At 73.1% G+C, this 22,163-nt stretch carries 19 protein-coding genes; 18 read left to right on the forward strand and 1 reads right to left on the reverse strand.

From position 1 onward, the window contains the following. Positions 1-74 precede the first annotated feature (74 nt). The 6 genes from ABII15_RS13695 to ABII15_RS13720 all read left to right on the forward strand — a co-directional run bounded on the left by ABII15_RS13695 (position 75) and on the right by ABII15_RS13720 (position 7,285). The gene (locus ABII15_RS13695) at positions 75-3,023 is read left to right on the forward strand and encodes a beta-N-acetylglucosaminidase domain-containing protein (protein WP_353942594.1); all 2,949 of its coding nucleotides are present in this window, start codon (positions 75-77) and stop codon (positions 3,021-3,023) included. A gap of 66 nt (positions 3,024-3,089) precedes the next feature. Then, positions 3,090-3,659 carry an RNA polymerase sigma factor gene (locus tag ABII15_RS13700; protein WP_353942595.1) on the forward strand — a complete coding sequence of 190 codons (570 nt, stop codon included), beginning with the start codon at positions 3,090-3,092 and terminating at the stop codon, positions 3,657-3,659. After that, positions 3,656-4,525, forward strand: a complete 870-nt coding sequence (locus ABII15_RS13705; protein WP_353942596.1) for a zf-HC2 domain-containing protein — start codon at positions 3,656-3,658, stop codon at positions 4,523-4,525. The genes ABII15_RS13700 and ABII15_RS13705 overlap by 4 nt, the downstream gene beginning before the upstream one ends. Beyond that, positions 4,522-5,313, forward strand: coding sequence for an ATP-binding cassette domain-containing protein (locus tag ABII15_RS13710; protein WP_353942597.1), 792 nt, complete (start codon positions 4,522-4,524; stop codon positions 5,311-5,313). Before ABII15_RS13705 ends, ABII15_RS13710 begins: the two co-directional genes overlap by 4 nt. Further along, positions 5,310-6,677 carry a hypothetical protein gene (locus tag ABII15_RS13715; RefSeq protein ID WP_353942598.1) on the forward strand — a complete coding sequence of 456 codons (1,368 nt, stop codon included), beginning with the start codon at positions 5,310-5,312 and terminating at the stop codon, positions 6,675-6,677. Before ABII15_RS13710 ends, ABII15_RS13715 begins: the two co-directional genes overlap by 4 nt. After that, entirely contained in the window at positions 6,674-7,285 is a 612-nt protein-coding gene (locus ABII15_RS13720; RefSeq protein WP_353942599.1) for a hypothetical protein, read from the forward strand. Before ABII15_RS13715 ends, ABII15_RS13720 begins: the two co-directional genes overlap by 4 nt. 199 nt (positions 7,286-7,484) lie before the next feature. Here ABII15_RS13720 and ABII15_RS13725 read toward each other — a convergent pair whose 3' ends face one another. Next, the gene (locus ABII15_RS13725; protein WP_353942600.1) at positions 7,485-8,531 is read right to left on the reverse strand and encodes a mechanosensitive ion channel family protein; all 1,047 of its coding nucleotides are present in this window, start codon (positions 8,529-8,531) and stop codon (positions 7,485-7,487) included. Between the two features lie 307 nt (positions 8,532-8,838). On the opposite strand from ABII15_RS13725, the gene ABII15_RS13730 reads away from it, so the two are divergent. From ABII15_RS13730 to ABII15_RS13785, 12 genes are all read left to right on the forward strand, one after another. Beyond that, the gene (locus tag ABII15_RS13730) at positions 8,839-9,375 is read left to right on the forward strand and encodes an HNH endonuclease (RefSeq protein WP_353942601.1); all 537 of its coding nucleotides are present in this window, start codon (positions 8,839-8,841) and stop codon (positions 9,373-9,375) included. Positions 9,376-9,550: 175 nt separating this feature from the next. Continuing rightward, positions 9,551-10,189 (forward strand): sigma-70 family RNA polymerase sigma factor, encoded by a 639-nt coding sequence (locus ABII15_RS13735; RefSeq protein WP_353942602.1) that lies wholly within the window; start codon positions 9,551-9,553, stop codon positions 10,187-10,189. After that, positions 10,186-11,082, forward strand: coding sequence for a hypothetical protein (locus ABII15_RS13740; RefSeq protein ID WP_353942603.1), 897 nt, complete (start codon positions 10,186-10,188; stop codon positions 11,080-11,082). The genes ABII15_RS13735 and ABII15_RS13740 overlap by 4 nt, the downstream gene beginning before the upstream one ends. Before the next feature lie 157 nt (positions 11,083-11,239). Further along, a complete protein-coding gene (locus ABII15_RS13745; RefSeq protein WP_353942604.1) occupies positions 11,240-12,406 on the forward strand; it encodes an ROK family transcriptional regulator in 1,167 nt (388 codons plus the stop codon). A gap of 61 nt (positions 12,407-12,467) precedes the next feature. After that, positions 12,468-13,805 carry an ABC transporter substrate-binding protein gene (locus ABII15_RS13750; protein ID WP_353942605.1) on the forward strand — a complete coding sequence of 446 codons (1,338 nt, stop codon included), beginning with the start codon at positions 12,468-12,470 and terminating at the stop codon, positions 13,803-13,805. Between the two features lie 10 nt (positions 13,806-13,815). Then, the gene (locus tag ABII15_RS13755) at positions 13,816-14,751 is read left to right on the forward strand and encodes a sugar ABC transporter permease (RefSeq protein WP_353942606.1); all 936 of its coding nucleotides are present in this window, start codon (positions 13,816-13,818) and stop codon (positions 14,749-14,751) included. A 4-nt stretch (positions 14,752-14,755) separates the two neighbouring features. Beyond that, positions 14,756-15,664 (forward strand): carbohydrate ABC transporter permease, encoded by a 909-nt coding sequence (locus tag ABII15_RS13760; RefSeq protein WP_353942607.1) that lies wholly within the window; start codon positions 14,756-14,758, stop codon positions 15,662-15,664. Between the two features lie 15 nt (positions 15,665-15,679). Continuing rightward, positions 15,680-16,945, forward strand: coding sequence for a 6-phospho-beta-glucosidase (locus tag ABII15_RS13765; protein ID WP_353942608.1), 1,266 nt, complete (start codon positions 15,680-15,682; stop codon positions 16,943-16,945). Then, positions 16,936-17,910 carry a BadF/BadG/BcrA/BcrD ATPase family protein gene (locus tag ABII15_RS13770; RefSeq protein ID WP_353942609.1) on the forward strand — a complete coding sequence of 325 codons (975 nt, stop codon included), beginning with the start codon at positions 16,936-16,938 and terminating at the stop codon, positions 17,908-17,910. The genes ABII15_RS13765 and ABII15_RS13770 overlap by 10 nt, the downstream gene beginning before the upstream one ends. Before the next feature lie 320 nt (positions 17,911-18,230). Further along, entirely contained in the window at positions 18,231-19,622 is a 1,392-nt protein-coding gene (locus ABII15_RS13775) for a hypothetical protein (protein WP_353942610.1), read from the forward strand. A 119-nt stretch (positions 19,623-19,741) separates the two neighbouring features. Beyond that, positions 19,742-20,755: a glutamate ABC transporter substrate-binding protein gene (locus ABII15_RS13780; RefSeq protein ID WP_353947051.1), complete on the forward strand. Its 1,014-nt coding sequence runs from the start codon at positions 19,742-19,744 to the stop codon at positions 20,753-20,755. A gap of 50 nt (positions 20,756-20,805) precedes the next feature. Further along, complete coding sequence (locus ABII15_RS13785; RefSeq protein WP_353942611.1) at positions 20,806-22,107, forward strand: hypothetical protein; 1,302 nt, start codon at positions 20,806-20,808, stop codon at positions 22,105-22,107. Positions 22,108-22,163 lie beyond the last annotated feature (56 nt).

The following is a 22,163-nucleotide window of genomic DNA, read 5'->3' on the forward strand; positions in this document are numbered from 1 at the left end:
ATCGGTACAGATCTTCTTCATCGGTCTTTTTCGCTTCATCGATTCGCTTCATCGATCTTTTCGGGGAGTACGCCGTGCAGCTCCGGCGCAGGAAGACGGCGGCCGCTGTCGCGGTCGCCGTCATCGCGGGGACGCTGGGCGGCGCGGGCGGCGCGGCGGCCGTCCCGTCGGCGCCGGGCAGCTCGCCGGGCCGCACGGACCGCGCGGCGACGGAGTCGGCCCTGCCGTCGGTGTGGCCCCGGCCCCGGTCGCTGCGGGCCTCGGCGGGCGGGGTGACGGTCCCGGACTCCCCCGGCGCCGCGGTCCTCGTCGTCGCCCCGGGCAGCGACCCGTACGCGGTGGACGCGCTGCGCACGCTGCTGGCCGAGGCGGGCGCGCGGGACATCCGCGAGGTGGCCGACGAGGCGGCGGTGCCGTCCGGCGCCGGGCTCGTCGTCACGGCCGGCGCGGCGGACGGGACGCTGCGCGCCCTGGGCGCCGCGCCCCGCGGCGACCTGCCATCGGGCGGCTACCGGCTCGCGGTGGGATCCGTGTCCGGGCGGCCGACGGTCGCGCTGGCGGGCGTCGGCGCCGACGGCCTGTTCCACGCGGTGCAGACGCTGCGGCAGCTGACCGAGGGGCACACGATCGCCGGGACCGTCGTACGCGACTGGCCGGACACGGCGGTACGCGGTCTGACCGAGGGTTTCTACGGCACCCCATGGACGGCCGCACAGCGCCTGGCGCAGCTCGACTTCATGGGCCGCACCAAGCAGAACCGCTATCTCTACGCGCCCGGTGACGACCTGTACCGGCAGGCGCGCTGGCGCGAGCCCTACCCGGCGGCGCAGCGCGCGGCCTTCCGCGCCCTGGCGGCACGGGCCCGCGCCAACCACGTCACGCTCGGCTGGGCCGTGGCTCCCGGGCAGGCGATGTGCCTGTCGTCCGCCGCCGATGTCAGGGCGCTGAACCGCAAGCTGGACGCCATGTGGGCGCTCGGGGTGCGCGCCTTCCAGCTCCAGTTCCAGGACGTGTCGTACAGCGAGTGGCACTGCGCGGCGGACGCCGAGGAGTTCGGCTCGGGGCCGGGGGCGGCGGCGCGCGCGCAGGCGCGGGTGGCGAACGCGGTGGCCGCGCACCTGGCGGACCGCCATCCCGGCGCGGAGCCGCTGTCCCTGATGCCGACCGAGTACTACCAGGACGGCACGACGCGGTACCGCACGGCGCTGGCCGCCGGGCTCGACGACGCGGTGCAGGTGGCGTGGACCGGGGTGGGCGTCGTGCCGCGCACCGTCACCGGCGGCGAACTGGCCCGCGCGCGGCGGGCGTTCGGCTCGTCGGGCACCGCGCATCCGCTGCTCACGATGGACAACTACCCGGTCAACGACTACGCGCAGGACCGCGTCTTCCTCGGCCCCTACACCGGCCGGGCCCCGGCGGTGGCCGCCGGTTCGGCCGCACTGCTGGCCAACGCGATGGAACAGCCGGCCGCCTCCCGCATCGCGCTGTTCACGTCGGCGGACTACGCGTGGAACCCGCGCGACTACCGCCCCCAGGAGTCCTGGCGGGCGGCGATCGCCGACCTCGCCGACGGCGACGAGGAGACCGAAGCGGCCCTGACGGCGCTGGCGGGCAACGACGCCTCGTCGGTCCTCGGCGCCCCGGAGTCGGCCTACTTGAGGCCGCTCGTCGCCGCGTTCTGGCAGGCCCGTACGGCGACGGACGCGGCGCGCGCCACGGCGTCCCGCGCCCTGCGCGAGGCGTTCGGCCGGATGCGTGCCGTTCCGCACGCGCTGGCCGGCACGGAGCTCGGCGCCGAGGTGCGCCCCTGGAGCGACAAGCTGGGCGACTACGGGCGGGCGGGCGAGGCCGCCGTCGACATGCTGGACGCGGCGGCGCGCGGCGACGGCACGGCGGCCTGGGCGGCGGCCCGCCGTCTGGATCGGCTGCGGGCGCGGACGGCCGCGCACCGCGTCACGGTCGGGGAAGGGGTGCTGGGCCCGTTCCTGGAGCGGGCCGGGGCGGCGTTCGCGGCGTGGACGGGGACCGGCCGGGCGGACGCGGCGACGGGCGCGACGGCCGAACTCCCGCGCGTGCGGGCCCTGTCCACGGTGACCGTGCTGAGCACGCCCGGCACCCGGGGCACGGTCGAGGCGCACGTCCCCGGCGCGGGCTGGCTGCCCGTCGGCGCCCTCGCGGACGGCGGCTTCACGGAACTCGACGCCGGGGGCGGCCGGGCGGACGCCGTCCGCGTCTCGGGCGCGCCCGCCGGCGCCGTCGGCCATGTCGTCCCCTGGTACGCGGACGATCCCGCCGCCGCCCTGTCGCTCGCCCGCGCGGAGACCGACGCGGAGATCGGCGGCGGCGCGCGGCGGGTGACGGCGCGTCTGACGGCCCGGCGCCCGGCGGACACGGAGGGCAGGGTGACGGCGAGGGCGCCGCACGGCATCCGGGCCGGGACGCCGAACAGCTCGGCGCTCCCGCGCGGCACGAGCGCCGACGTCCCCGTGGACATCACGGTCCCCGAGGACACTCCGGCCGGGGTGTACGAGGTCCCGCTCGCCTTCGGCGGCGAGACCCGCACGCTGACGGTCCGCGCCTACCCGCGCACGGCGGGCCCCGACCTGGCCCGCACCGCCACCGCGTCGTCCTCGGCGGACGAGACCCGGGACTTCCCGGCGCGCGACGCCAACGACGGCTCGGCCACGACCCGTTGGTCGTCCCCGGCGGAGGACGGCCAGTGGTGGCAGGCGGAGTTCGCCGCGCCGGTCCGGCTCGGCCGGGTGGTGCTGCGCTGGCAGGACGCGTACGCGACCCGGTACCGCGTGCGGACCTCCGCCGACGGCCGCACCTGGCGCACGGCGGCGACCGTGCGGGACGGTCAGGGCGGCCGCGAGTCGGTGCGGATGGACGCCGGGGGCGTGCGGTTCGTGCGGATCGTCGGGGACGAACGGGCGACGGAGTACGGGATCTCGCTGTGGTCGGTGGAGGCCTACGCCGTGGCTGACAGGGCGGCGGACAGGGCGACCGACCGGCGCGACTGACCACGGCGGCGGTGAACCGCTCGCCGGGAACCGGTCGATAGACGGGGTGTGAGACTGTTCCGCCCCATGGGGGCCGACCGAGACGACCGGGCGCTGCTGCGGGCCGTCGCCCGGGGCGACGCCGACGCCCTCGCCGCGCTCTACGACCGGCACGCCGGCTGGCTGCACGCCCGGCTGAGCCGTCGCTGCGACGACCCGGAGACGGTGCGCGAGGTGCTCCAGGACACGTTCCTCGCGGTGTGGCGCTCGGCGGGGGCGCACCAGGGCGGTGAGGCCGGCGGCTGGCTGTGGACGATCGCCGCCCGCCGCCTGGTCGACGCCCGGCGGGCCCTGGCGCGGGCCGACCGGGTCGAGACGCCCGAAGCCCAAGCGGCGCCGTCCGCCGAGGACCATGTCCTGGCCGGGCTCCAGTACGGAGACGTGGGCACCGCCCTCGACCGGATCTCGCCCGAGCTGCGCGACGTGCTGCGGGCCACCGTCGTCGACGGCCTGACCACCCGGGAGGCCGCCCGGCTGCTCGGCATACCGGAGGGCACCGTCAAGACCCGCGCCCTGCGCGCCCGCCGTGAACTGCGTTCCGCGCTGGCCGCGTTGGCAGCGCCCGGACCGCTGGAATCCCTGGGAGGCACCTCATGAGCGGCCCCGACACCGGCTGGCACGTGACCGGGGGCGCCGCCGCCCGGTACGTGGACGGCACGCTCCCGGAGCCGGACTGCTGGTCCGTTGAGCGGCACGTGGAGAGTTGCGCGTCCTGCGCCGCACGGGTCTCGGGCGCGGCCCGGGCCGGGGCCGCTGCCCCCGTCCTCGCCGGCGTACGGGCCGCACTGCTCGCCGACGTCCGCGCACCGGCGCCCGTGCGGGTGCCCGCCGCCCGGCGGCTCGGCCGGCTGTGGTGGAGCGTGGGCCCCGCGCTGCGCGGCCCGTGGCTGATCGCCCTGTTCGCGGTGGCGGCCGGCGCGTTGGGCCTCGGATACGGCGCCGGGTTCGACGGGGCCGGGCCGCTGCTGCTCGCCCTCGCGCCGGTGGTGCCGGTGGCCGGGGTCGCGGTGTCGTACGGGCGGCACGCGGACCCGCTGCACGAGATCGCGGCGGCGAGCCCGTCCGGCGGCCTGCGGCTCGTCCTGGTGCGCACCCTCGCCGTGCTCGCGGTGAGCCTGCCGGTGCTGACGGCGGCCGGGCTGCTGCTGCCCGCCGCGCACCAGGCGGGCCCCGGCCCCGCCGCCTGGCTGCTGCCCGCGCTCGCGCTGACCCTGGCCGCGCTCGCCCTCGGCGGCTGGGTCGGGTGCCGGGCGGCGACCGGCGCGGTCGGCGCCGGGTGGGTGGCGGCGGTGGCGGTGCCCACGGCCGCCGTGCCGCGGGCCGCCACGGCCCGCCTCGCCGAGCAGCTCTCCCTCTACTTCGACAGCCCCGCGGCACGCGCCGGCTGGGCGGCGGCGCTCGTGGTGAGCGCCGCCCTGATCGCCGTACGCCGGTCCGCCTACGACCGCTTGGAGACGATGTGAGTACGACGACCACCCCCGTGACCGCGGGGACGATACGGGTGTCCGGGCTGACCGTCCGGCACCGCCGCGTCACCGCCCTCGACGCCGTCGACCTGGACTTCGGCACCGGCGTGCACGGGCTGCTCGGCCCCAACGGCGCGGGCAAGACCTCCCTCATCCGCGTCCTGGCCACCGTGGCCCGCCCCGCCGCGGGCCGCGTGGAGCTGTTCGGCGGCGACCTGGGCGACGCCCGTGAGCGGCGCTCCGCCCGGCGGCAACTGGGCTATCTGCCACAGGACTTCGGCTACTACCCGGGGTTCACGGTGCGGGAGTTCGTGGCGTACGTGGCCTGGCTGAAGGAGATGCCGGCCGACGCGACCGGGGCGGCGGTGGAGCAGGCCGTCGAACGGGTCGGCCTCACCGACCGCATCGACGCCAAGCTCAAGTCGCTGTCCGGCGGGATGCTGCGGCGCGTCGGCATCGCGCAGGCCGTCGTGAACAACCCGCGCCTGCTGCTGCTCGACGAACCGACAGCAGGGCTCGACCCCGAGCAGCGCGTCGAATTCCGCGCGCTGCTGCGGGAGTTGGGCGAGGCGTCCACCGTCCTCGTCTCCACGCACCTCGTGGAGGACGTGGCGGCGGCCTGCACCGGTGTCACCCTGATCGAGCGCGGCACGGTCGCCTACCGCGGCACACCCGCCGCACTGGCCGCCCTCGGCCGCGACGGCGACGAGACCGACGGCAACGCCATCGAGCGCGGCTACACGACGGCGCTGCGGGCTCACCGGGGCACGGGGGCGGGCCGATGAGCGCGCCGACCCTGGTGGCGGACCGGACGGCCGTCCCGCCGCGCCGTCCGGCGCCGCATCCGTTGCGGGCCGAGCTGCTGCGCGGCCTCGCGCCCTGGGCGGGTCTCGCCCTGGCGGTGGCGCTGGGCGCGGTTCTCTACAAGGAGTCCGAGACCTGGCAGGGAAGCTGGACCGACACCGTGAGCGTGCTGCGCGTCTACGGTGTCGTGCTCGGCGGACCGCTCGCGCTCGCGGCGGGCTGCTGGCAGGGCGGCCGGGAGCGGCGGCGCGGCACGGACGTGCTGCGGGCCGGGGCGGTGCGCGGGCCGCTCGCCCAGCTGCTGGTGGCCGCGGTGCCGCTCGCGTGCTGGCTGGTCGTGGCGTACGGGCTGGTGTTCGTGGGCGGTGTGCTCGCCAGCCGGCCGTACGCGACACCGGGCGGCTTCACCCCGACCGCCTTCGTCGGCACCGCCGCCGTGCTGGTGGCCTGCGTCCTGATCGGCCATGTCGTCGGCGCGCTCGCACCCTGGCGGCCGGCGGCGCCGCTGCTGGGAGGCGCGGGGTACGGGCTGTTCGTCGTGGCCGGCACCACCCAAAGCGGGCTGCGCTTCCTCGGGCCCGCGCCCGAGGAGTTCCGGCACACGGCGGTGCTCGAGTGGTGGCATCCGTTCCTGACCGCCTGGTGGGTCCTCGCCGTCGCGGCGGCCGTGGTCCTGGCCCACACCGCACACCGCCGCCGGACCGCGCTGATCCCGCTGGGTGCCGCGGCCGTCGCCGCCACGCTGCTCGTGCAGGTCGGCGACGGCCTGTCCCGGCCCGACCCGCGCGCGCACCGGCAGGTGTGCACGACGGACTCGACGGCACCACAGGTCTGCGTGAACGCGGCTCTCGCCCGCCAGTTGCCCGAGGTCGCCGAGGCCCTGCGCCCGCTCACCGACCGGCTGAAGGGTGTGGCGAACCTGCCCGTGCGCTTCGAGGACCTGCCGGGCCGCCCGGCCGCCGACGAGGCGGCGCTGCCGATACTGACCCCGCTGGGCTGGAGTCTGGTGCGCGGGCGCGTCCCCGATCCGGAGCGGTACCGGTGGGAGGCGGCCATGGCCCTGATCGACGGCTACGACTGCCCGTTCGTCCGGACGACACCGGCGAAGGTCGAGATCGTGGACGACGCGGTGGTGCGCTGGCTCGCGCCGAACCGCGTTCAGGACCTGATCCGCAGAGACACCCGCCGCCAGGGCGACAAGGCGGACCTGCGCCGCCTCAAGGCCGAGCAGCGCGCCTACGACCACCTGCGCACCATGTCCCCCGCCGACCGCCGCACCTGGCTCACCGGCTACTTCGCACCGGACCGCTGCGGCCGCACCGAGAGCGAGGTGCCGCAACTGTGACCACGAGAACCCCGCACCCCTTCGTCCTGTACGCGCGCTCCCGGGCCCTGCCCGCGACGGTGGCCGCCCTCGCCGCGACGGCGCTGCTCACCTTGTGGGCGGCGACCCGCCCGGATACGTACGTGGGCCCGTACCAGCGCGTCCCGCTGCTCGCGCTGGCCCCGCTCCTCGCCTCGGCGGTGATCGGGGTGAGCACCCACCAGTACGCCCGCGAACTGGACCGCACCGCCGTGCGCCGCTGGTGGCCGCTGCGCCTCGCCCATCTGTTCGCGCTGACCGGGCTCGCCGCGGCCGTCCTCGCGCTCGCCCTGCCCGGGCACGTGCACGAGTTCGGCGCGGCGGCCATGGTCCGCAACACGCTGGGCGCCACCGGGATCACGGCGGTCGCCGCGGTACTCATCGGCGCCCGCCTGAGCTGGCTTCCGACGCTGCTGTACGTCGGCGTCGCCCACCTGTCGTACTCGCATCCGAAGCTGCACGGCGCGACGGTGCTGACCTGGTCGATGCAGCCGGGCCCGCAGCGCGGGGCCTGGGCCGTGGCGCTGGCCGTGTTCGCGGTGGGCGCGGCCCTGTACGCGTGCGTGGGGCCGCGCCGCGACCGGGGCTAGGGCCTGTCCGGCGGATCAGGTCGCAGCCGGGTGGCCCGCGCGTTTCTGTGCTGGTGAGCGGGGTCTGGTGCGTCGAGATGCAAGGCGGAGGAGGGCGTCAACGCGGAGCGTTGGCAACCGACGACAACGCCGCAGGTCGGCGTGCCGGACCCCGCGCCCGCGACAAGATCCGCCGGACAGGCCCTAGGAAGCGGGGCGGCTACTTCTGCAACGGCGACGCCGCCAGCGACTGCGGCGATGTCGTCGAGGCGTACGCCGACGGTGCGGCCATCCCGGCCGTCGGGTCGGCGGCCGGCTCGTCCAGCGCGACCGGGGTGCCGCCCACTATGCGGATGCCCGCCTCGTCGAAGGCCCGCTTGATGCGCCAGCGCAGCTCGCGCTCGACGGTCAGGGACTTGCCGGGCATGGTCTTGGCGGAGACCCGCACCACCATCGAGTCCAGGAGCATGCTGTCGAGGCCGAGGATCTCGACCGGGCCCCACAGCATCTCGTTCCACGGCTCGGCCTTGCTCATGGCCTCGCCGACCTCGGAGAGCGCGGCCCGCACCTTGTCGAGGTCCTCGTCGGCGCGGACGGTGACGTCGACGCCCGCGGTGGCCCAGCCCTGCGAGAGGTTCCCTATCCGCTTGACCTCGCCGTTGCGCACGTACCAGATCTCGCCCTCGGCGCCGCGCAGCTTGGTGACGCGCAGCCCGACCTCGATGACCTCGCCGGAGGCGACCCCGGCGTCGATGGTGTCCCCGACCCCGTACTGGTCCTCCAGGATCATGAAGCAGCCGGAGAGGAAGTCGGTCACGAGGTTGCGGGCGCCGAAACCGATCGCGACACCGGCGACACCGGCGGAGGCGAGCAGCGGCGCGAGGTTGATCTTGAAGGCGCTGAGGATCATCAGCGCGGCCGTGCCCAGGATCACGAAGGAGGCGACGGAGCGCAGCACGCTGCCGATGGCCTGCGAGCGCTGCCTGCGCCGCTCGACGTTCACCAGGAGGCCGCCGAACGCGGTGCCGTCGACGGCCTGCGCCGTGCGGTTCATGCGCTCGATCAGCTTGGTGATGGCCCGGCGGATCACCACGCGCAGCACGGCGGCTATGACGATGATCAGCAGGACCCGCAGGCCGAGGGCGAGCCAGCCGGACCAGTTCTCCTCGACCCAGCTGGCGGCCTGGCCGGCCTGCTCCTGGGCGTCCTTGAGCGTGGGCTGCTGGTCACCCGTGTCGCCGGCGGCCGACAGGACGGACAAGATCACGGCAGGTACCTCCAGGCGTTGCCTCTGCCCGCCGCAGGGCGGCACGACTCGGGGACGGGAGCGGGCAGGCCCACCACACTAACGGGGCATTGTGTGCGGATCGGCGAGATGTTCGGCGAAGAGACGGTGCTCACGGGCGCTCACCCGCAACTTGACCGATTCCGCGCCGGACGGGAGCGCGATGTGGTCGAAAACACTTCAAGGCCGTTACGCGGACATGGTGGCGCCATGACCAGCGATGAGGGGAGACTGACAGCAGATCGTCCCGGCGCGAGCCACGCGCCGCCGGCGTACAAGGAGGCATTCCGTGCCGCATGTCCTGGTCCTCAACGCGTCGTACGAGCCCCTCGGCGTCGTACCGCTCCGCCGCGCGCTCGTACTCGTCCTGGAGAACAAGGCCACTTGTCTCGAGGAGTCCGGCGCCTTCATGCACAGCGCCTCACGCACCGTCCCCGCACCCAGCGTGGTCCGGCTCAAGCGGTTCGTCCGGGTTCCCTACCGGGGCCCTGTTCCTCTGACCCGGCGTGCGCTGTTCGCCCGTGACGGCGGCCGGTGCATGTACTGCGGTGGCGTCGCAACCAGCGTCGACCACGTCATCCCGCGCAGCCGCGGGGGTCAGCACGTCTGGGACAACGTGGTGGCGTCGTGCCGCCGCTGCAACCACACGAAGGCCGACCGCCACCTGGTGGAGATCGGCTGGCGTCTGCGCCACAAACCGGCTCCGCCCACAGGCCTGGCCTGGCGCATCATCGGGACCGGGCATCGCGATCCGCGCTGGCTGCCGTACTTGCAGCCGTTCGGCGCGGACGAGGCCCTGGCCCGGATCGAAGGCGTTTCCGCCTGAACCTCGATCCGGGTCTTCGTGTTCCCGGGGGCCCGCGCCCGCCCGACCCCGCCCGCCCTTGCTCCCGGCGCGCCGGGCGTCGGGTCCGGTCCCGCGGGCACCGGCCGCACGCCCGCACGGCGAACCGGATGATGTCCGCGGGAACCTCGAGCGGGGTGCCGGACACGTAGAGAGCATGGAACTGAACGACGCCGGATCCGACGGCGGGATGACCGACCGGGAGCTGTGGGCGTGCGCCGTCGACGGCGACCGGGAGGCGTTCGGTCTGCTCTTCGACCGCCACGGAAAGGCCGTCTACAACTACGCGTTCCGCCGGACGGCCGACTGGTCCGAGGCGGAGGACGTCACCTCGACGGTGTTCCTGCACGCCTGGCGGCGGCGCGCGGAGACGGTCCTCGACCGCGATTCGGCGCTGCCGTGGCTGCTGGGCATCGCCGACCGCCTGCTGTCGAACACCAGACGGCGGCTCAGACGCGCCGAGGCACTGCTGCACCGGCTCGTCTCGCACGACGAGCCGGTGGGCGACCACGCGGACCGGGTCGCCGTCCGGGTCGACGACGAGCGCCGCATGTCGGAGATCCACCGGGCGCTGGCCCGGCTGCCGCGGCACGAACGCGAGGTCGTCGAGCTGTGCGTCTGGGCGGGCCTCGACCAGCAGGCGGCCGCGGCCGTGCTGAAGGTGGCGGTCGGCACCGTGAAGTCCAGGCTGCACCGGGCGCGACGGCGACTGGGGGCCGATCTCACCGACGGGGCCCCCGACGCGGCGGTCTTCGGTTCCGGGAATCACGTCCACGCGAAGGAAGTCGCACGATGAGTGACGAGCAGGGAATTCCAGCGGCTCCTTCCGAACGCGATCTGCCGGACCACCGGCGGATGCGAGAGGAGCTACTGATGAAGATCGGTTTCGAGGAGCACCGGCCGCCGTCGCGGAGCCGCCGATGGGGGGTTCCGCTCGCCGTGGCCACCGGTGTCACGGTGGTGAGCGTCACGGCTGTGGCCGTCCTGGGCGGGACGGGCGAGGCGAGGCCGAGCGCCGCGCCGTCGCTGTCGGCCCCCGCCGCCGCACCCGCGTCCCCTTCCGCGTCGGCCCCGGGCGCGGGCGCGGCTTCACCTTCGGCGAAGGCCGCGGCTTCCGCTTCCGCCGATCCGAACGACTTCACCATCACCGCCGGGAAGCTGCCGCCGATCGGGGCCGGCTCCGTCGCCCGGATCCTCTCCTCCTGCCTGGGACAGGACGCCGCCCGCTTCCACTCCGTCCTCGCGGTCCGCACCCCCGTCGCCGCGCCGAGCGCGGACGGCGTGGTGATCGCCGTCAACTCCGCCGGCCAGTACGCGCAGTGCCAGACGAAGGGCGACAAGGGCAGCAGCATGAGTTCCCCGCCCACCTTCATCAACGACCGGCTGTGGAGCGACGACCGCTCGATCGAGTACTTCGACTCCACCATGGAACCCACGGGCAAGCGGACCTTCCTCGTCTCGGGCGCCGGGCACTACGCGTCCGGCGTCGCCAAGGTCACCATCAGCTACGGCGACAAGCCGGCGGAGTATCCGGCACTCATGGCCGACGGCGCCTTCTTCTACGCGTCGACCCTCACCGCCGGCACCGTGCCGGACCGGCGCTACGCGGGCCCGAGCCCGTACGTCCACGCCTACGACGCCTCGGGCAAGGAGATCTACGACCAGCGGAAGGACCCGCGCTTCCGGTAAGCCGTCCGCCCGGCCCACGGGCACCCCCGAGATAACGAGTTGGACAACCAGGGGGCGTCTTCCCTTGACGCCCCCTTCACCTGCGACTTACGTTCCTCGCACCCAATAGGAAACCTTCCTAACAGTCGATGGTGACAGCGCGAGGAGACAGCACGAGATGGCCGCTACCCCCGGCACCCCGAGCGTGCTGCGTGCGATGAACGACCGTTCCGCCCTCGATCTCCTCGTCGCCCACGGCCCCCTCACCCGCACCCGGATCGGCGAACTCACCGGCCTGTCCAAGCCGACGACCTCGCAGATCCTCGGGCGCCTCGAAGCGGCCGGACTGGTGCGCACCACGGGCAGCCAGACCGGCCGCCCCGGGCCGAACGCCCTGCTCTACGAGATCGCCCCGGACGCCGCGCACGTCGCCGCCCTGTCCGCCGACCCGACCGGCATCACCGCGGTCGTCGCCGACATCACCGGCGCCGAGCGCGGCCGCTTCCGGATCGAGGCGGTCGCCGTGGCGGAGGACGTGCGGCACCGCACCGCGCAGCTGGTCAGCGAGGCGGTCGACGGCGCCCTGGAGCGGGCCGGGCTCGGCCACGACGACCTGACCGCGACGGTCATCGGCACCCCGGGCGCCATCGACCCGCACTCCGGCCAGCTGCGCTACGCCCCGCACCTGCCGGGCTGGCACTCGCGCACCCTGCGCGCGGAGCTGGCCGAGGTGCTCGGCACCCCCGTCTCCATCGAGAACGACGTCAACCTCGCGGCCCTCGCCGAGCAGTACGAGGGCGCGGCCCAGGACCACGACGACTTCGTCCTCGCCTACGTCGACGAGGGCGTCGGCGCCGCGATCGTGCTCGGCGGCGTCCTGCTGCGCGGCGCGACCGGCGGCGCGGGCGAGATCGGCTACATGCCGCTGCCCGGCGCTCCGCTGGCCCGCGGCGGCGACACCGTGCACGCCCGCAACGACGCGGGCGGCGGCTTCCAGTCCCTGGTGGCGGCCCCCGCGATCCGCCATCTCGCGGGCGGTGTCGAGGACCTCGCCGAGGCGCTCAAGGACGTCGAGGTGCTCGACGAGGTGGCCCGGCGCCTCGCCACCGGCCTCGCCGCCGTCGTCGCCGTGGTCGACCCCGAACTCGTCGTGCTGTCCGGGCTCGTCGCCCAGGCGGGCGGCGACGCGCTGCGCGAGCGCGTCGAGCGGGAACTCACCGGACTCGCCCTGCCCCGGCCGCAGTTGCGCATCAGCGAGCTGGCCGAGGACCCCATCCTCACCGGCGCCCTGCGCACCGCCCTCTCCCAGGCCCGCGACACCGTCTTCGACACCAGCGGCGCCTGAACCAGTACCCCGAAACCCCACAGCCCCCTCCCCCGTCCCACCCACGTAAAGGACGTTCGCCATGCCGCGATGGCGCATACCCCTGCGCGCACCCGTGGTGCTCGCCGCGGCCGGACTGCTGCTCGCCGGCTGCGCCAATCCCAGTACCGGGAGCGCCGACGACGATCCGACCAAGCCCGTCACCATCAAGTTCTGGCACGGCTGGTCGGCGTCCGGTGAGGTCGAGGCGATCAACGATTCGATCGCCCGCTTCGAGAAGCTCCACCCGAACATCCATGTGCAGTCCACCGGCAACGTCACCGACGCCACCCTCAACCAGGCCCTGCGGGCCGGCGGCGACGAGGCCCCGGACGTCGTCTCGTCCTTCACGACGAACAACGTCGGGCAGTTCTGCGACTCCGGCATGTGGGCCGACCTCGACCCGTTCATGAAGAAGACCGGGCTCGACAAGGACAAGACCTTCCCGAAGTCCCTTCTGGACTACACCAGTTACGACGGCAACCAGTGCGCGCTGCCGCTGCTCGCCGACGCGTTCGGCATGTACTACAACAAGGACGCCTTCAAAGAGGCGGGCATCACGCACCCGCCGAAGACGATGTCCGAGTTCGTCGCCGACTCCAGGAAGCTGACGAAGAGGAGCGGCAACACGGTGAAGCGCGTCGGCTTCATGCCGAACTTCCGCTTCTACCAGAACAGCCCCGACCGGCTGTTCGCCCAGTGGGGCCCGACCTACTTCGACAAGGACGGCACGTCCCGGCTGGCGAAGGAACCGGCGTCGTACGAGTTCTTCAAGACCGCGAAGAAGCTGATGGACGCGCAGGGCGGCTACAACGCCCTGGAGCGGTTCCGCACCTCCTTCGGCGACGAGATGTCGAACCAGAACGCCTTCCTGACCGGCAAGGTGGCCATGCACCTCGACGGTGAGTGGCGCGGCCTGATGCTCAACGACGACAAGGCGAAGTTCGACTGGGGCGTGGCCCCGCTCCCGGTCCCCGACGACCAGGTGGAGAAGTACGGGCGCGGCTACCTCACCGGCACCGTCGCCGGCATCGCGCACAGCAGCAAGCACCAGAACGCCGCCTGGGAGCTGCTGCGGTACCTGACCGCGGACACCGACCAGGTCGTGAAGTTCGCGAACGCGATCCACAACGTGCCCTCGACGAAGGCGGCCCTCACGTCGCCGAAGTTGGACGCCGACCCGACGTTCCGCACGTTCCTGGACATCGCCAAGAACAAGTACAGCCAGGTGCTGCCCCCCTCGACCAACGGCGGCATGTACGTCGTGCAGCTCCAGGACTTCTCGTACACGGAGGAGGCGGGGAAGGTGCCGAACCTGAAGTCGGGACTCCAGCGCCTCGACAAGCTCATCGACGCCGACACGCTGCAGTCGCAGAACTGAGGTCCCGCGCATGGCAATCGCACTCTCCCGGCCCGCGCGGCGCAGACTGCGCACCCTGGGCTTCCTGTCCCCCTGGCTGATCGGGTTCAGCGTCTTCTTCGCCTACCCGCTGCTCGCCACCGTCTACTTCTCGTTCATGCACTACAACCAGATCAAGGCGCCCACCTTCGTGGGGCTGCGGAACTGGAAGTACGTGTTCCAGGACATGCCGCTGTTCGGCCCGGCCCTGTGGAACACACTGTGGCTGGTCGTGGTCATGGTGGCGCTGCGAGTGGTCTTCGGGCTCTCGCTCGGCCTGCTCGTCACGAAGATCAAGAGCGGCGTCGGCTTCTTCCGGACCGCCTTCTACCTGCCGTACCTGGCACCGCCGGTGGCCGCCACGGTCGCCTTCGTCTTCCTCCTCAACCCGGCGACCGGACCGGTCAACGAGGTTCTGGCGAAGATCGGCATAGACGGCCCGAACTGGTTCAACGACCCGACCTGGGCCAAGCCGTCGCTCGTCCTGCTCTCCCTGTGGGGCATCGGCGACCTCATGGTCATCTTCATGGCCGCGCTGCTCGACGTACCGAAGGAGCAGTACGAGGCCGCCGAGCTGGACGGAGCGGGCGCGTTCTCGAAGTTCCGGTACGTGACCTGGCCGTCCATCACCCCGATCGTGATGTTCGCCGTCGTCACCGGTGTCGTGCAGACCATGCAGTACTACACACAGGCCCTGGTCGCCGGAAAGATCGCCTCCGGTGTCTCCATCGGCCCCGGCTCGGTCATCCAGCCCGGCTACCCGGACCACTCGACCCTCACGGTCCCCCAGCTCGTCTACTCGATGGGCTTCCAGAACTTCAACACCGGCGCCGCGTGCGTGCTCTCGCTCGTCCTGTTCGTCATCGCGATGGCCGTGACCATGCTGCTCATGCGCAAGCGCTCGGGCCTGCTCTCGGCGGAGGACTGATCCCATGACCACCACCACCCTGCGTCCGGCGGCGAGCGCCGACGCCACCGCCGGCGCCACCGGAGACGACGGGCCCGGCCGGCCGCGCCGCAAGGAGATCCTGAACTGGATCGCCGTGCACAGCATCGCGATCGCCGTCGCGCTGCTGTTCATCCTCCCCTTCGTGTTCGTCTTCCTCACCTCGGTGATGGCCGACGACCAGGCGATGAGCGGCGACCTGTGGCCGGACTCGTGGCACTGGGAGAACTACAGGACCGTCTTCGAGACCGACGGGTTCCTCGACTGGTGGCGGAACTCGATCTTCTACGCGGTCGTGGGCACGCTCTTCACCGTGTGCTCGGCGATCCCCGTGGCGTACGCGCTCGCCAAGTTCCGCTTCCGCGGCCGCCGCACCGCGATGATCCTCGTCATCTCGACGATGATGCTGCCGCCGCAGGTCATCGTGATCCCGATGTACCTGGTGTGGGCCCAGCAGTTCCACCTCTCCGGGACGCTGTGGCCGCTGATCATCCCGATGGCGTTCGGCGACGCGTACTCGATCTTCCTGCTGCGCCAGTTCCTGCTGACGATCCCGAAGGAGTACATCGAGTCGGCGAAGGTCGACGGCTGCGGTGAGCTGCGGACCCTGCTGAAGATCGTGGTGCCGATGGCCAAGCCGGGCATCGCCGCGATCGCGCTGTTCCAGTTCTTCTACTGCTGGAACGACTACTTCGGGCCGCAGATCTACGCGGCCCAGAACCCGGCTTCCTGGACGCTGAGTTACGGTCTCGAATCCTTCAAGTCCGCGCACAGTGTCAACTGGAACCTGACGATGGCCGCGACACTTCTGGTGATGGCGCCGGTCTGCATCGTCTTCTTCTTCGCACAGAAAGCCTTCGTGGAAGGCGTCACCCTCACCGGTGTCAAGGGCTAAGGACGGATCTCGGTTATGAAGCTCGCAGTGGTCGGCGGAGGGTCGACCTACACACCCGAACTCATCGACGGCTTCGCGCGGTTGAGGGACACCCTGCCCATCGAGGAGCTGGTCCTGGTCGACCCGGCCGCGGACCGCCTGGAGCTGGTCGGCGGCCTCGCCCGCCGCATCTTCGCCAAGCAGGGCCACCCCGGCGTCATCCGCACCACGTCCGACGTGGACGCGGGCGTCGCGGACGCCGACGCGGTCCTGCTCCAGCTGCGCGTCGGCGGGCAGGCCGCCCGCAACCAGGACGAGACGTGGCCGCTGGAGTGCGGCTGCGTCGGCCAGGAGACGACCGGCGCCGGCGGCCTCGCGAAGGCGCTGCGCACCGTTCCCGTCGTGCTCGACATCGCCGAGCGCGTGCGCCGGGCCAACCCGGACGCCTGGATCATCGACTTCACCAACCCGGTCGGCATCGTGACCCGCGCCCTGCTCCAGGCCGGGCACAAGGCGGTCGGCCTGTGCAACGTGGCGATCGGCTTCCAGCGCAAGTTCGCCAAGCTGCTCGACGTGACGCCCTCGCAGGTCCACCTGGACCACGTCGGCCTCAACCACCTCACCTGGGAGCTGGGCGTGCGCCTGGGCGGCCCGGAGGGCGAGAACGTGCTGCCGCGGCTGCTTGCCGAGCACGGTGACGCCGTCGCCGAGGACCTGCGCATGCCGCGCGAGATCGTCGACCGCCTGGGCGTCGTCCCGTCCTACTACCTGCGCTACTACTACCAGCACGACGCCGTCGTACGGGAGCTGGGCACCAAGCCGTCCCGGGCCGCCCAGGTCGCCGAGATGGAGCGCGAGCTGCTGAAGATGTACGGCGACCCGACGCTCGACGAGAAGCCCGAGCTGCTCGCCAAGCGCGGCGGCGCGTTCTACAGCGAGGCGGCCGTGGACCTCGCCGCGTCGCTGCTGGGCGGGGGCGGATCCCCGTACCAGGTGGTCAACACCTACAACAACGGCACGCTGCCGTTCCTGCCCGACGACGCCGTCATCGAGGTGCAGGCCGCCGTCGACGGCAAGGGCGCGCGCCCGCTGCCCGTGCCGTCGCTCGACCCGCTGTACGCGGGGCTCATCGCGAACGTGACCGCGTACGAGGACCTGGCCCTGGAGGCCGCCCTGCGCGGCGGCCGCGACCGCGTCTTCAAGGCGCTGCTCGCGCACCCGCTGGTGGGCCAGATCGAGTACGCCGAGCAGCTCACCGACCAGCTGATCGCGCACAACCGGGAGCACCTCGCGTGGGCATGACCGTCCTTGCCGTGGACGCGGGAAACAGCAAGACCGACGTCGCGGTGGTCGCGGCCGACGGCCAGGTCGTCGGCGCGGCCCGCGGCGGCGGGTTCCAGCCGCCCCGCGTGGGTGTCGAGGCCGCCGTGGACGTGCTCGCGGACGCGGTCGGCCGGGCGCTCGCCGAGGCGGGGCTGGACTCGGTGGACCATGTGTCCGCCTGTCTGGCCAACGCCGATCTGCCCGTCGAGGAACGGGAACTGGCCGCCGCGCTGCGGGCGCGGGGCTGGTCGTCCAGCGTCGACGTCCGCAACGACACCTTCGCCGTGCTGCGGGCCGGCCTCCTGGAGGACGCCGAGCCGCGCGGGGTCGCCGTCGTCTGCGGCGCGGGCGTCAACTGCGCGGGCATGCTGCCCGACGGGCGCACCGCCCGCTTCCCCGCCATCGGCAAGATCTCCGGTGACTGGGGCGGCGGCGGGGGCCTGGCCGAGGAGGCCCTGTGGTTCGCGGCCCGCGCCGAGGACGGGCGCGGGGAGCCGACGGCCCTGATGCGGGACCTGCCGGCGCACTTCGGGCTCGACTCCATGTACGCGCTGATCGAGGCGCTGCACCTGGGGCGGATACCGGTGCAGCGGCGGCACGAGTGCGCGCCGGTGCTATTCGCCACGGCGGCGGGCGGGGATCCGGTGGCCCGGGGCCTTGTGGACCGGATGGCCGACGAGGTCGTGGCCATGTCCACGGTGGCGCTGCGCAGGCTGGACCTGTTGTCGGAGGAGGTGCCGGTGCTGCTCGGCGGCAGCGTGCTGGCTGCCCGCCATCCGCAACTGGACACCCGTATCCGCGACTTGCTCTCGGCCCGGGCCCCGAAGGCCGAACCCAGGGTGGTCACGGAACGCCCGGTGCTCGGCGCGGCGCTGCTGGGCCTGGACGCCGTGGGGGCGCCCCCGACGGTCCACGCAAGGGTCCGGGCCCACTACGCCCGATAGCGCCCATCGTCCGCGCGGTTCCCCGCGCCCCTGAGAGGCCTGCGGCCTTCAGGGGAGGCTGCGCGGCAGCGCATGCCTCAGGGGCGCGGGGAACTGCGCGACCGGCCCCCACCGGCGCGCGCCCGCCCGGCAAGGGAACCGAACCCACCCCCGACACGTGTTCAAATGCAGGGCTCGCAAACAAGATCGAGTCAATGCCTGTGCGGATGTCAGTCGCGGCAGCGATACTTACCGCCGACGCACGACCATGGGGGAGGGTCGAAGTGACATACCCGCCGAACGGAAGCACGGCGCCGCCGGGCCACGGCACCGTACCCACGATGCCGACGGTCCCGCCGCAACAGCGCGGCGGCACCGCACCACCGGCACCCCCACCCCCGGCGGAGCCCCGCCGCACGGCCTGGGCCGAGGGCATCGAACGCCTGAAGTCGGCGGCGACCACCGAACCGGGCCGTCTGCGCATCATCGGCGCCGTACTCGCCCTGCTCGTGATCGCGTTCGGCGCGACGACGGCCTGGCAGATGACGGACCGCTCGACGGCGGCCGACGACGTGCTGCACTCCAGCCAGCCCCTGAGCGCCGACGCCGCCGACATCTACCGCTCCCTGGCGGACGCCAACACCACGGCGTCCAGCGGCTTCCTCGCCGGCGGCCAGGAGACGGCGGCGGTCCGCGACCGGTACGAGAAGGACATCCGTACCGCCGCCGCCAAGCTCGTCACCGCCGCGGCCAGCACCGACCCGGGGACCCCCTCGGCCGCAACGATCACGAAGCTCAACAAGCTGCTGCCCGAGTACAAGGGCCTCATCGAGCGCGCCCGCGCCAACAACCGGCAGGGCTACCCGCTGGGCGGCGCCTATCTGCGGTACGCGAACGAGAAGATGCAGACCGAGATGCTCCCGGCCGCCGAGGACCTGTACACGAAGGAGAACCAGCGGCTGCGCGACGACTACGACGCGGCGACCCCGTACCCCTGGATCGCGATCGCGCTCGGCGTCGTCGCACTCGCCGGTCTCGCGTGGGCGCAGCGGCGCAACTACCGTCTGACGAACCGGGTGTTCAACCACGGGCTGCTCGCGGCCACGGCGGCCTCGGCCGTGGTGCTGCTGTGGCTGGTGGTCGGGCACACGGTGGCGCGCAGCGGGCTCAACGCCTCGTACGACCAGGGCGTCCGTTCGCTGAACGTGCTGCACGACGCGAGCATCGCCTCCCTGAAGGCGCGGGGGAACGAGAACCTGACGCTGGTCAGCCGCGGCGCCGAGACGGTGACCGTGGGCACCCAGGTCAAGGACAAGTACGACGTCGACTTCCAGAAGCAGATGGACACGCTGGCGACGAAGCTGAAGACGGCGGACGGCCTCGCCGAGGGCGACGCGGCCGCCGTGGCACCGGTGACGAAGGCGAACAGCAGCATGAAGGAGTGGCGGATCCGCCACACCGACGCGCGCAAGCAGGACGATTCCGGTAATTATCAGGGCGCCCTCGACAAGATCATCGGCTCGAAGGACGACAAACCGACGGGCGAGTGCTTCGATCTGGTGGACCAGAGTCTCGACCAGGCCCTGGTGCACGAGCAGACGCAGTTCACGTCCGACGCCACCGGCGGCCGCGACGCGATGACCGGCCTGCCGGTCGGCGCGGCGGTCCTCGCGGTGCTCGCGGCGGCGGGCGCGGTGCTGGGCATCGGGCGCAGGCTTTCGGAGTACCGGTGAGAGGGGGTGCGGCAATGGGGGCGGCGAAGCCTCGATTGAGGGCGGTAAGGGAAGACGGGCGCGCGGACGAGCGGGACGCGCGCAGGGTGAGTCTGCGCGGCTGGGGCGGCGTGGCGGCGATGGCCGCGGCGGTCGCCTGCGCCCTCGTGGCGGTGTTCACGGTGCTGCTCCCCCTGTCGCACACGGCGAGCGGCGACGGCAGCACGGGCCTCGGCTCGGGCGGCGTCGCCGACGGCGTGCAGGCCAGGGCCGACGACTGCTCCCCGGACGAGAAGGGCCACGAGCCGGAGCGCAGCCTCGACCCGAAGGGCGACCAGAACGGCGAGGCCGTGAAGGCCATCAAGGCGCGCGGCTACCTGTCGGTCGGCGTCGACCAGAACAGCTACCGCTGGGGTTACCGCGATCCCAACAAGGGCCTGGGGAAGACCGGTTCGCAGGACGCGAAGACCAGCGAGCTGGAGGGCTTCGACATCGACCTCGCGCACGAGATCGCGGGCGAGATCCTCGGCGACCCCGGCGCGATCCGGTTCCGCGCCATCCCCACCAACCAGCGCATCCCGGCGATCAAGAGCGGCCAGGTCGACATGGTGGTCCGCACGATGACCATCAGCTGCGACCGGCTGGCCGACGTCGCCTTCTCCACCGCGTACTTCCAGACCGGCCAGCAGGTGCTCGCCCCGCGCGCCTCGGACATCACCGGCTACGACAAGTCGCTGGCCGGCAAGCGGATCTGCACGGCGAAGGGCTCGACGGCGGAGACGGCCCTCGGCGACGGCCGCGACAAGAACGAGATCCCGCGCAGCGCCGACATCACCACGACCGTGCCGAACCAGCTGGACTGCCTGGTGCGGCTCCAGCTCGGCGAGGTCGACGCGGTCGTCACGGACGGTGCCCTCGCCGCGAGCCAGGCCGCGCAGGACCCGACGGTGCAGCTCAAGGGCGAGCCGTTCACCACGGAGTACTACGGCGTCGCCATGAAGAAGGGCGCCGACGACCTGGTCCGCCGGGTCAACCAGGTGCTGGAGGACTACCGCCGCGGCGGCAAGGGCAGCGGCTGGCAGAAGTCCTACGACAAGTGGCTGGAGGCCGACCTCGGTCCGTCGTCGGGGCCGCCCGCGCCGAAGTACAAGTAAGAGCACACAGCGCGGCCGGGAGACCGGCCGGGAAGAGCGAGAGGTGATCGATGGGCGTCGCGGGTCCCCCTGGTCCGGTGATGGACCGGGACGAGGTGGACCGTGCCCTGGCCCGTCTCGGCGCCGAGCACGAAGCCATCGAGACGTCGCTGCTCGCGCTCCAGGACCATGCGGGCCGCCGCCTGCTCGAAGGCGCCCGGCTGACCGGGACGACCCGGGAGCGCTGGTCGTCGGCCGAGCAGGCGATCACGCTGCTGTGGGCGTACTTCGACGCGTACGCGGGCGCGCTGCGCACCGCCCGCGAGATCCGCTCCCAGCGCCGCTGGCCCAGCCGGGACGACCTGCTGGAGCTGACCGACCTGCTGCGCGGCGAGAGCGTCACCGTCGCCCCGGGCGCGAGCACGGACGGTCTGTCGCCGTCGATCACCGGCCCGGCGAAGCTCTCCGAACAGTTCACGCTCGCCGCGCTCGTGGAGCGGATGAACGACCTGTACGCGTCGTCGCTGGACATGGTGGTGGCCGCCGACGCGGTGTGGTCGGCGCTGCCCGCCCGGATAGACCTGCTCGCCGCCGAGCTGGCCCGCACCCGGCAGCTCGCGCACTCCGTCGGCGTCCGCCCCGGCGAGCACCCGGCCGGTGACGACCTGGAGCGGATCACGGCCGTGCTGACCCGGCTGCGCGAGGAAGTGGTCTCCGACCCGCTGGCGTACTGGCAGAAGGCGCGCGGCAGTTCGGCGCCCGGCGGCGGCCGCCCGGACACCACCGCGTACGACCGGGAGGCGCGCGCCATCGAGGAGGTGCGGCGCGAGATCGACGCCGTGCTCACCGTGCGGCAGGACGCGGAGGCGCGGCTCGGCCGGCTGCGGGACGTGCTCTCGCGCGCGGACCGCACGCTCGCCGAGGCGAGATCGGCGCGCGGCGAGGTCCTGGCGAAGATCGCCGCGTCGGAGGTGCCGGCCGTGTCGGGCCCGCCGACCGTGCTCCAGGAGCAGCTGGCGACGGCGGCCGAGTACCGCAGGCACGGCCAGTGGAACCGGCTCTCCCCGCTCCTGGAGTCGCTGGAGACGAAGGCGGAGGACGAACTGCTGCGGGCCCGCGAGTCGCTGACCGCGGTGACCGCTCCGCTGGCCGTCCGCGCGGAGCTGCGCGGGCGGCTCGACGCGTACAAGGCGAAGGTGGCCCGGCTCGGTTTCGCCGAGGACCCGATGCTCGTCGAGCGGTACGACGCGGCGCGCCGCATGCTGTGGAGCGCGCCCTGCGATCTGCAGGCGGCGGAGTCGGCGGTGCTGCGGTATCAGAGGGCGGCGGCGGACGTACTGGCCGCGCCCACGGACCAGAGGGGGGAGTCCTAGTCGTGGCGGGGGCTCAGAGATGCACGCGGCCCGGTTGCACGGGTCACTACGAGAAC

Source organism: Streptomyces sp. HUAS MG91, assembly GCF_040529335.1.
Classification (GTDB): Bacteria; Actinomycetota; Actinomycetes; order Streptomycetales; family Streptomycetaceae; genus Streptomyces; species Streptomyces tabacisoli.

Coding starts and splice junctions, on each gene's coding strand:
- ABII15_RS13700 (WP_353942595.1), top strand. CDS start 3,090: ATGGGGGCCGACCGAGACGACCGGGCGCTGCTGCGGGCCGTCGCCCGG.
- ABII15_RS13705 (WP_353942596.1), top strand. CDS start 3,656: ATGAGCGGCCCCGACACCGGCTGGCACGTGACCGGGGGCGCCGCCGCC.
- ABII15_RS13715 (WP_353942598.1), top strand. CDS start 5,310: ATGAGCGCGCCGACCCTGGTGGCGGACCGGACGGCCGTCCCGCCGCGC.
- ABII15_RS13735 (WP_353942602.1), top strand. CDS start 9,551: ATGGAACTGAACGACGCCGGATCCGACGGCGGGATGACCGACCGGGAG.
- ABII15_RS13740 (WP_353942603.1), top strand. CDS start 10,186: ATGAGTGACGAGCAGGGAATTCCAGCGGCTCCTTCCGAACGCGATCTG.
- ABII15_RS13745 (WP_353942604.1), top strand. CDS start 11,240: ATGGCCGCTACCCCCGGCACCCCGAGCGTGCTGCGTGCGATGAACGAC.
- ABII15_RS13750 (WP_353942605.1), top strand. CDS start 12,468: ATGCCGCGATGGCGCATACCCCTGCGCGCACCCGTGGTGCTCGCCGCG.
- ABII15_RS13755 (WP_353942606.1), top strand. CDS start 13,816: ATGGCAATCGCACTCTCCCGGCCCGCGCGGCGCAGACTGCGCACCCTG.
- ABII15_RS13760 (WP_353942607.1), top strand. CDS start 14,756: ATGACCACCACCACCCTGCGTCCGGCGGCGAGCGCCGACGCCACCGCC.
- ABII15_RS13765 (WP_353942608.1), top strand. CDS start 15,680: ATGAAGCTCGCAGTGGTCGGCGGAGGGTCGACCTACACACCCGAACTC.
- ABII15_RS13775 (WP_353942610.1), top strand. CDS start 18,231: ATGCCGACGGTCCCGCCGCAACAGCGCGGCGGCACCGCACCACCGGCA.
- ABII15_RS13780 (WP_353947051.1), top strand. CDS start 19,742: ATGGCCGCGGCGGTCGCCTGCGCCCTCGTGGCGGTGTTCACGGTGCTG.
- ABII15_RS13785 (WP_353942611.1), top strand. CDS start 20,806: ATGGGCGTCGCGGGTCCCCCTGGTCCGGTGATGGACCGGGACGAGGTG.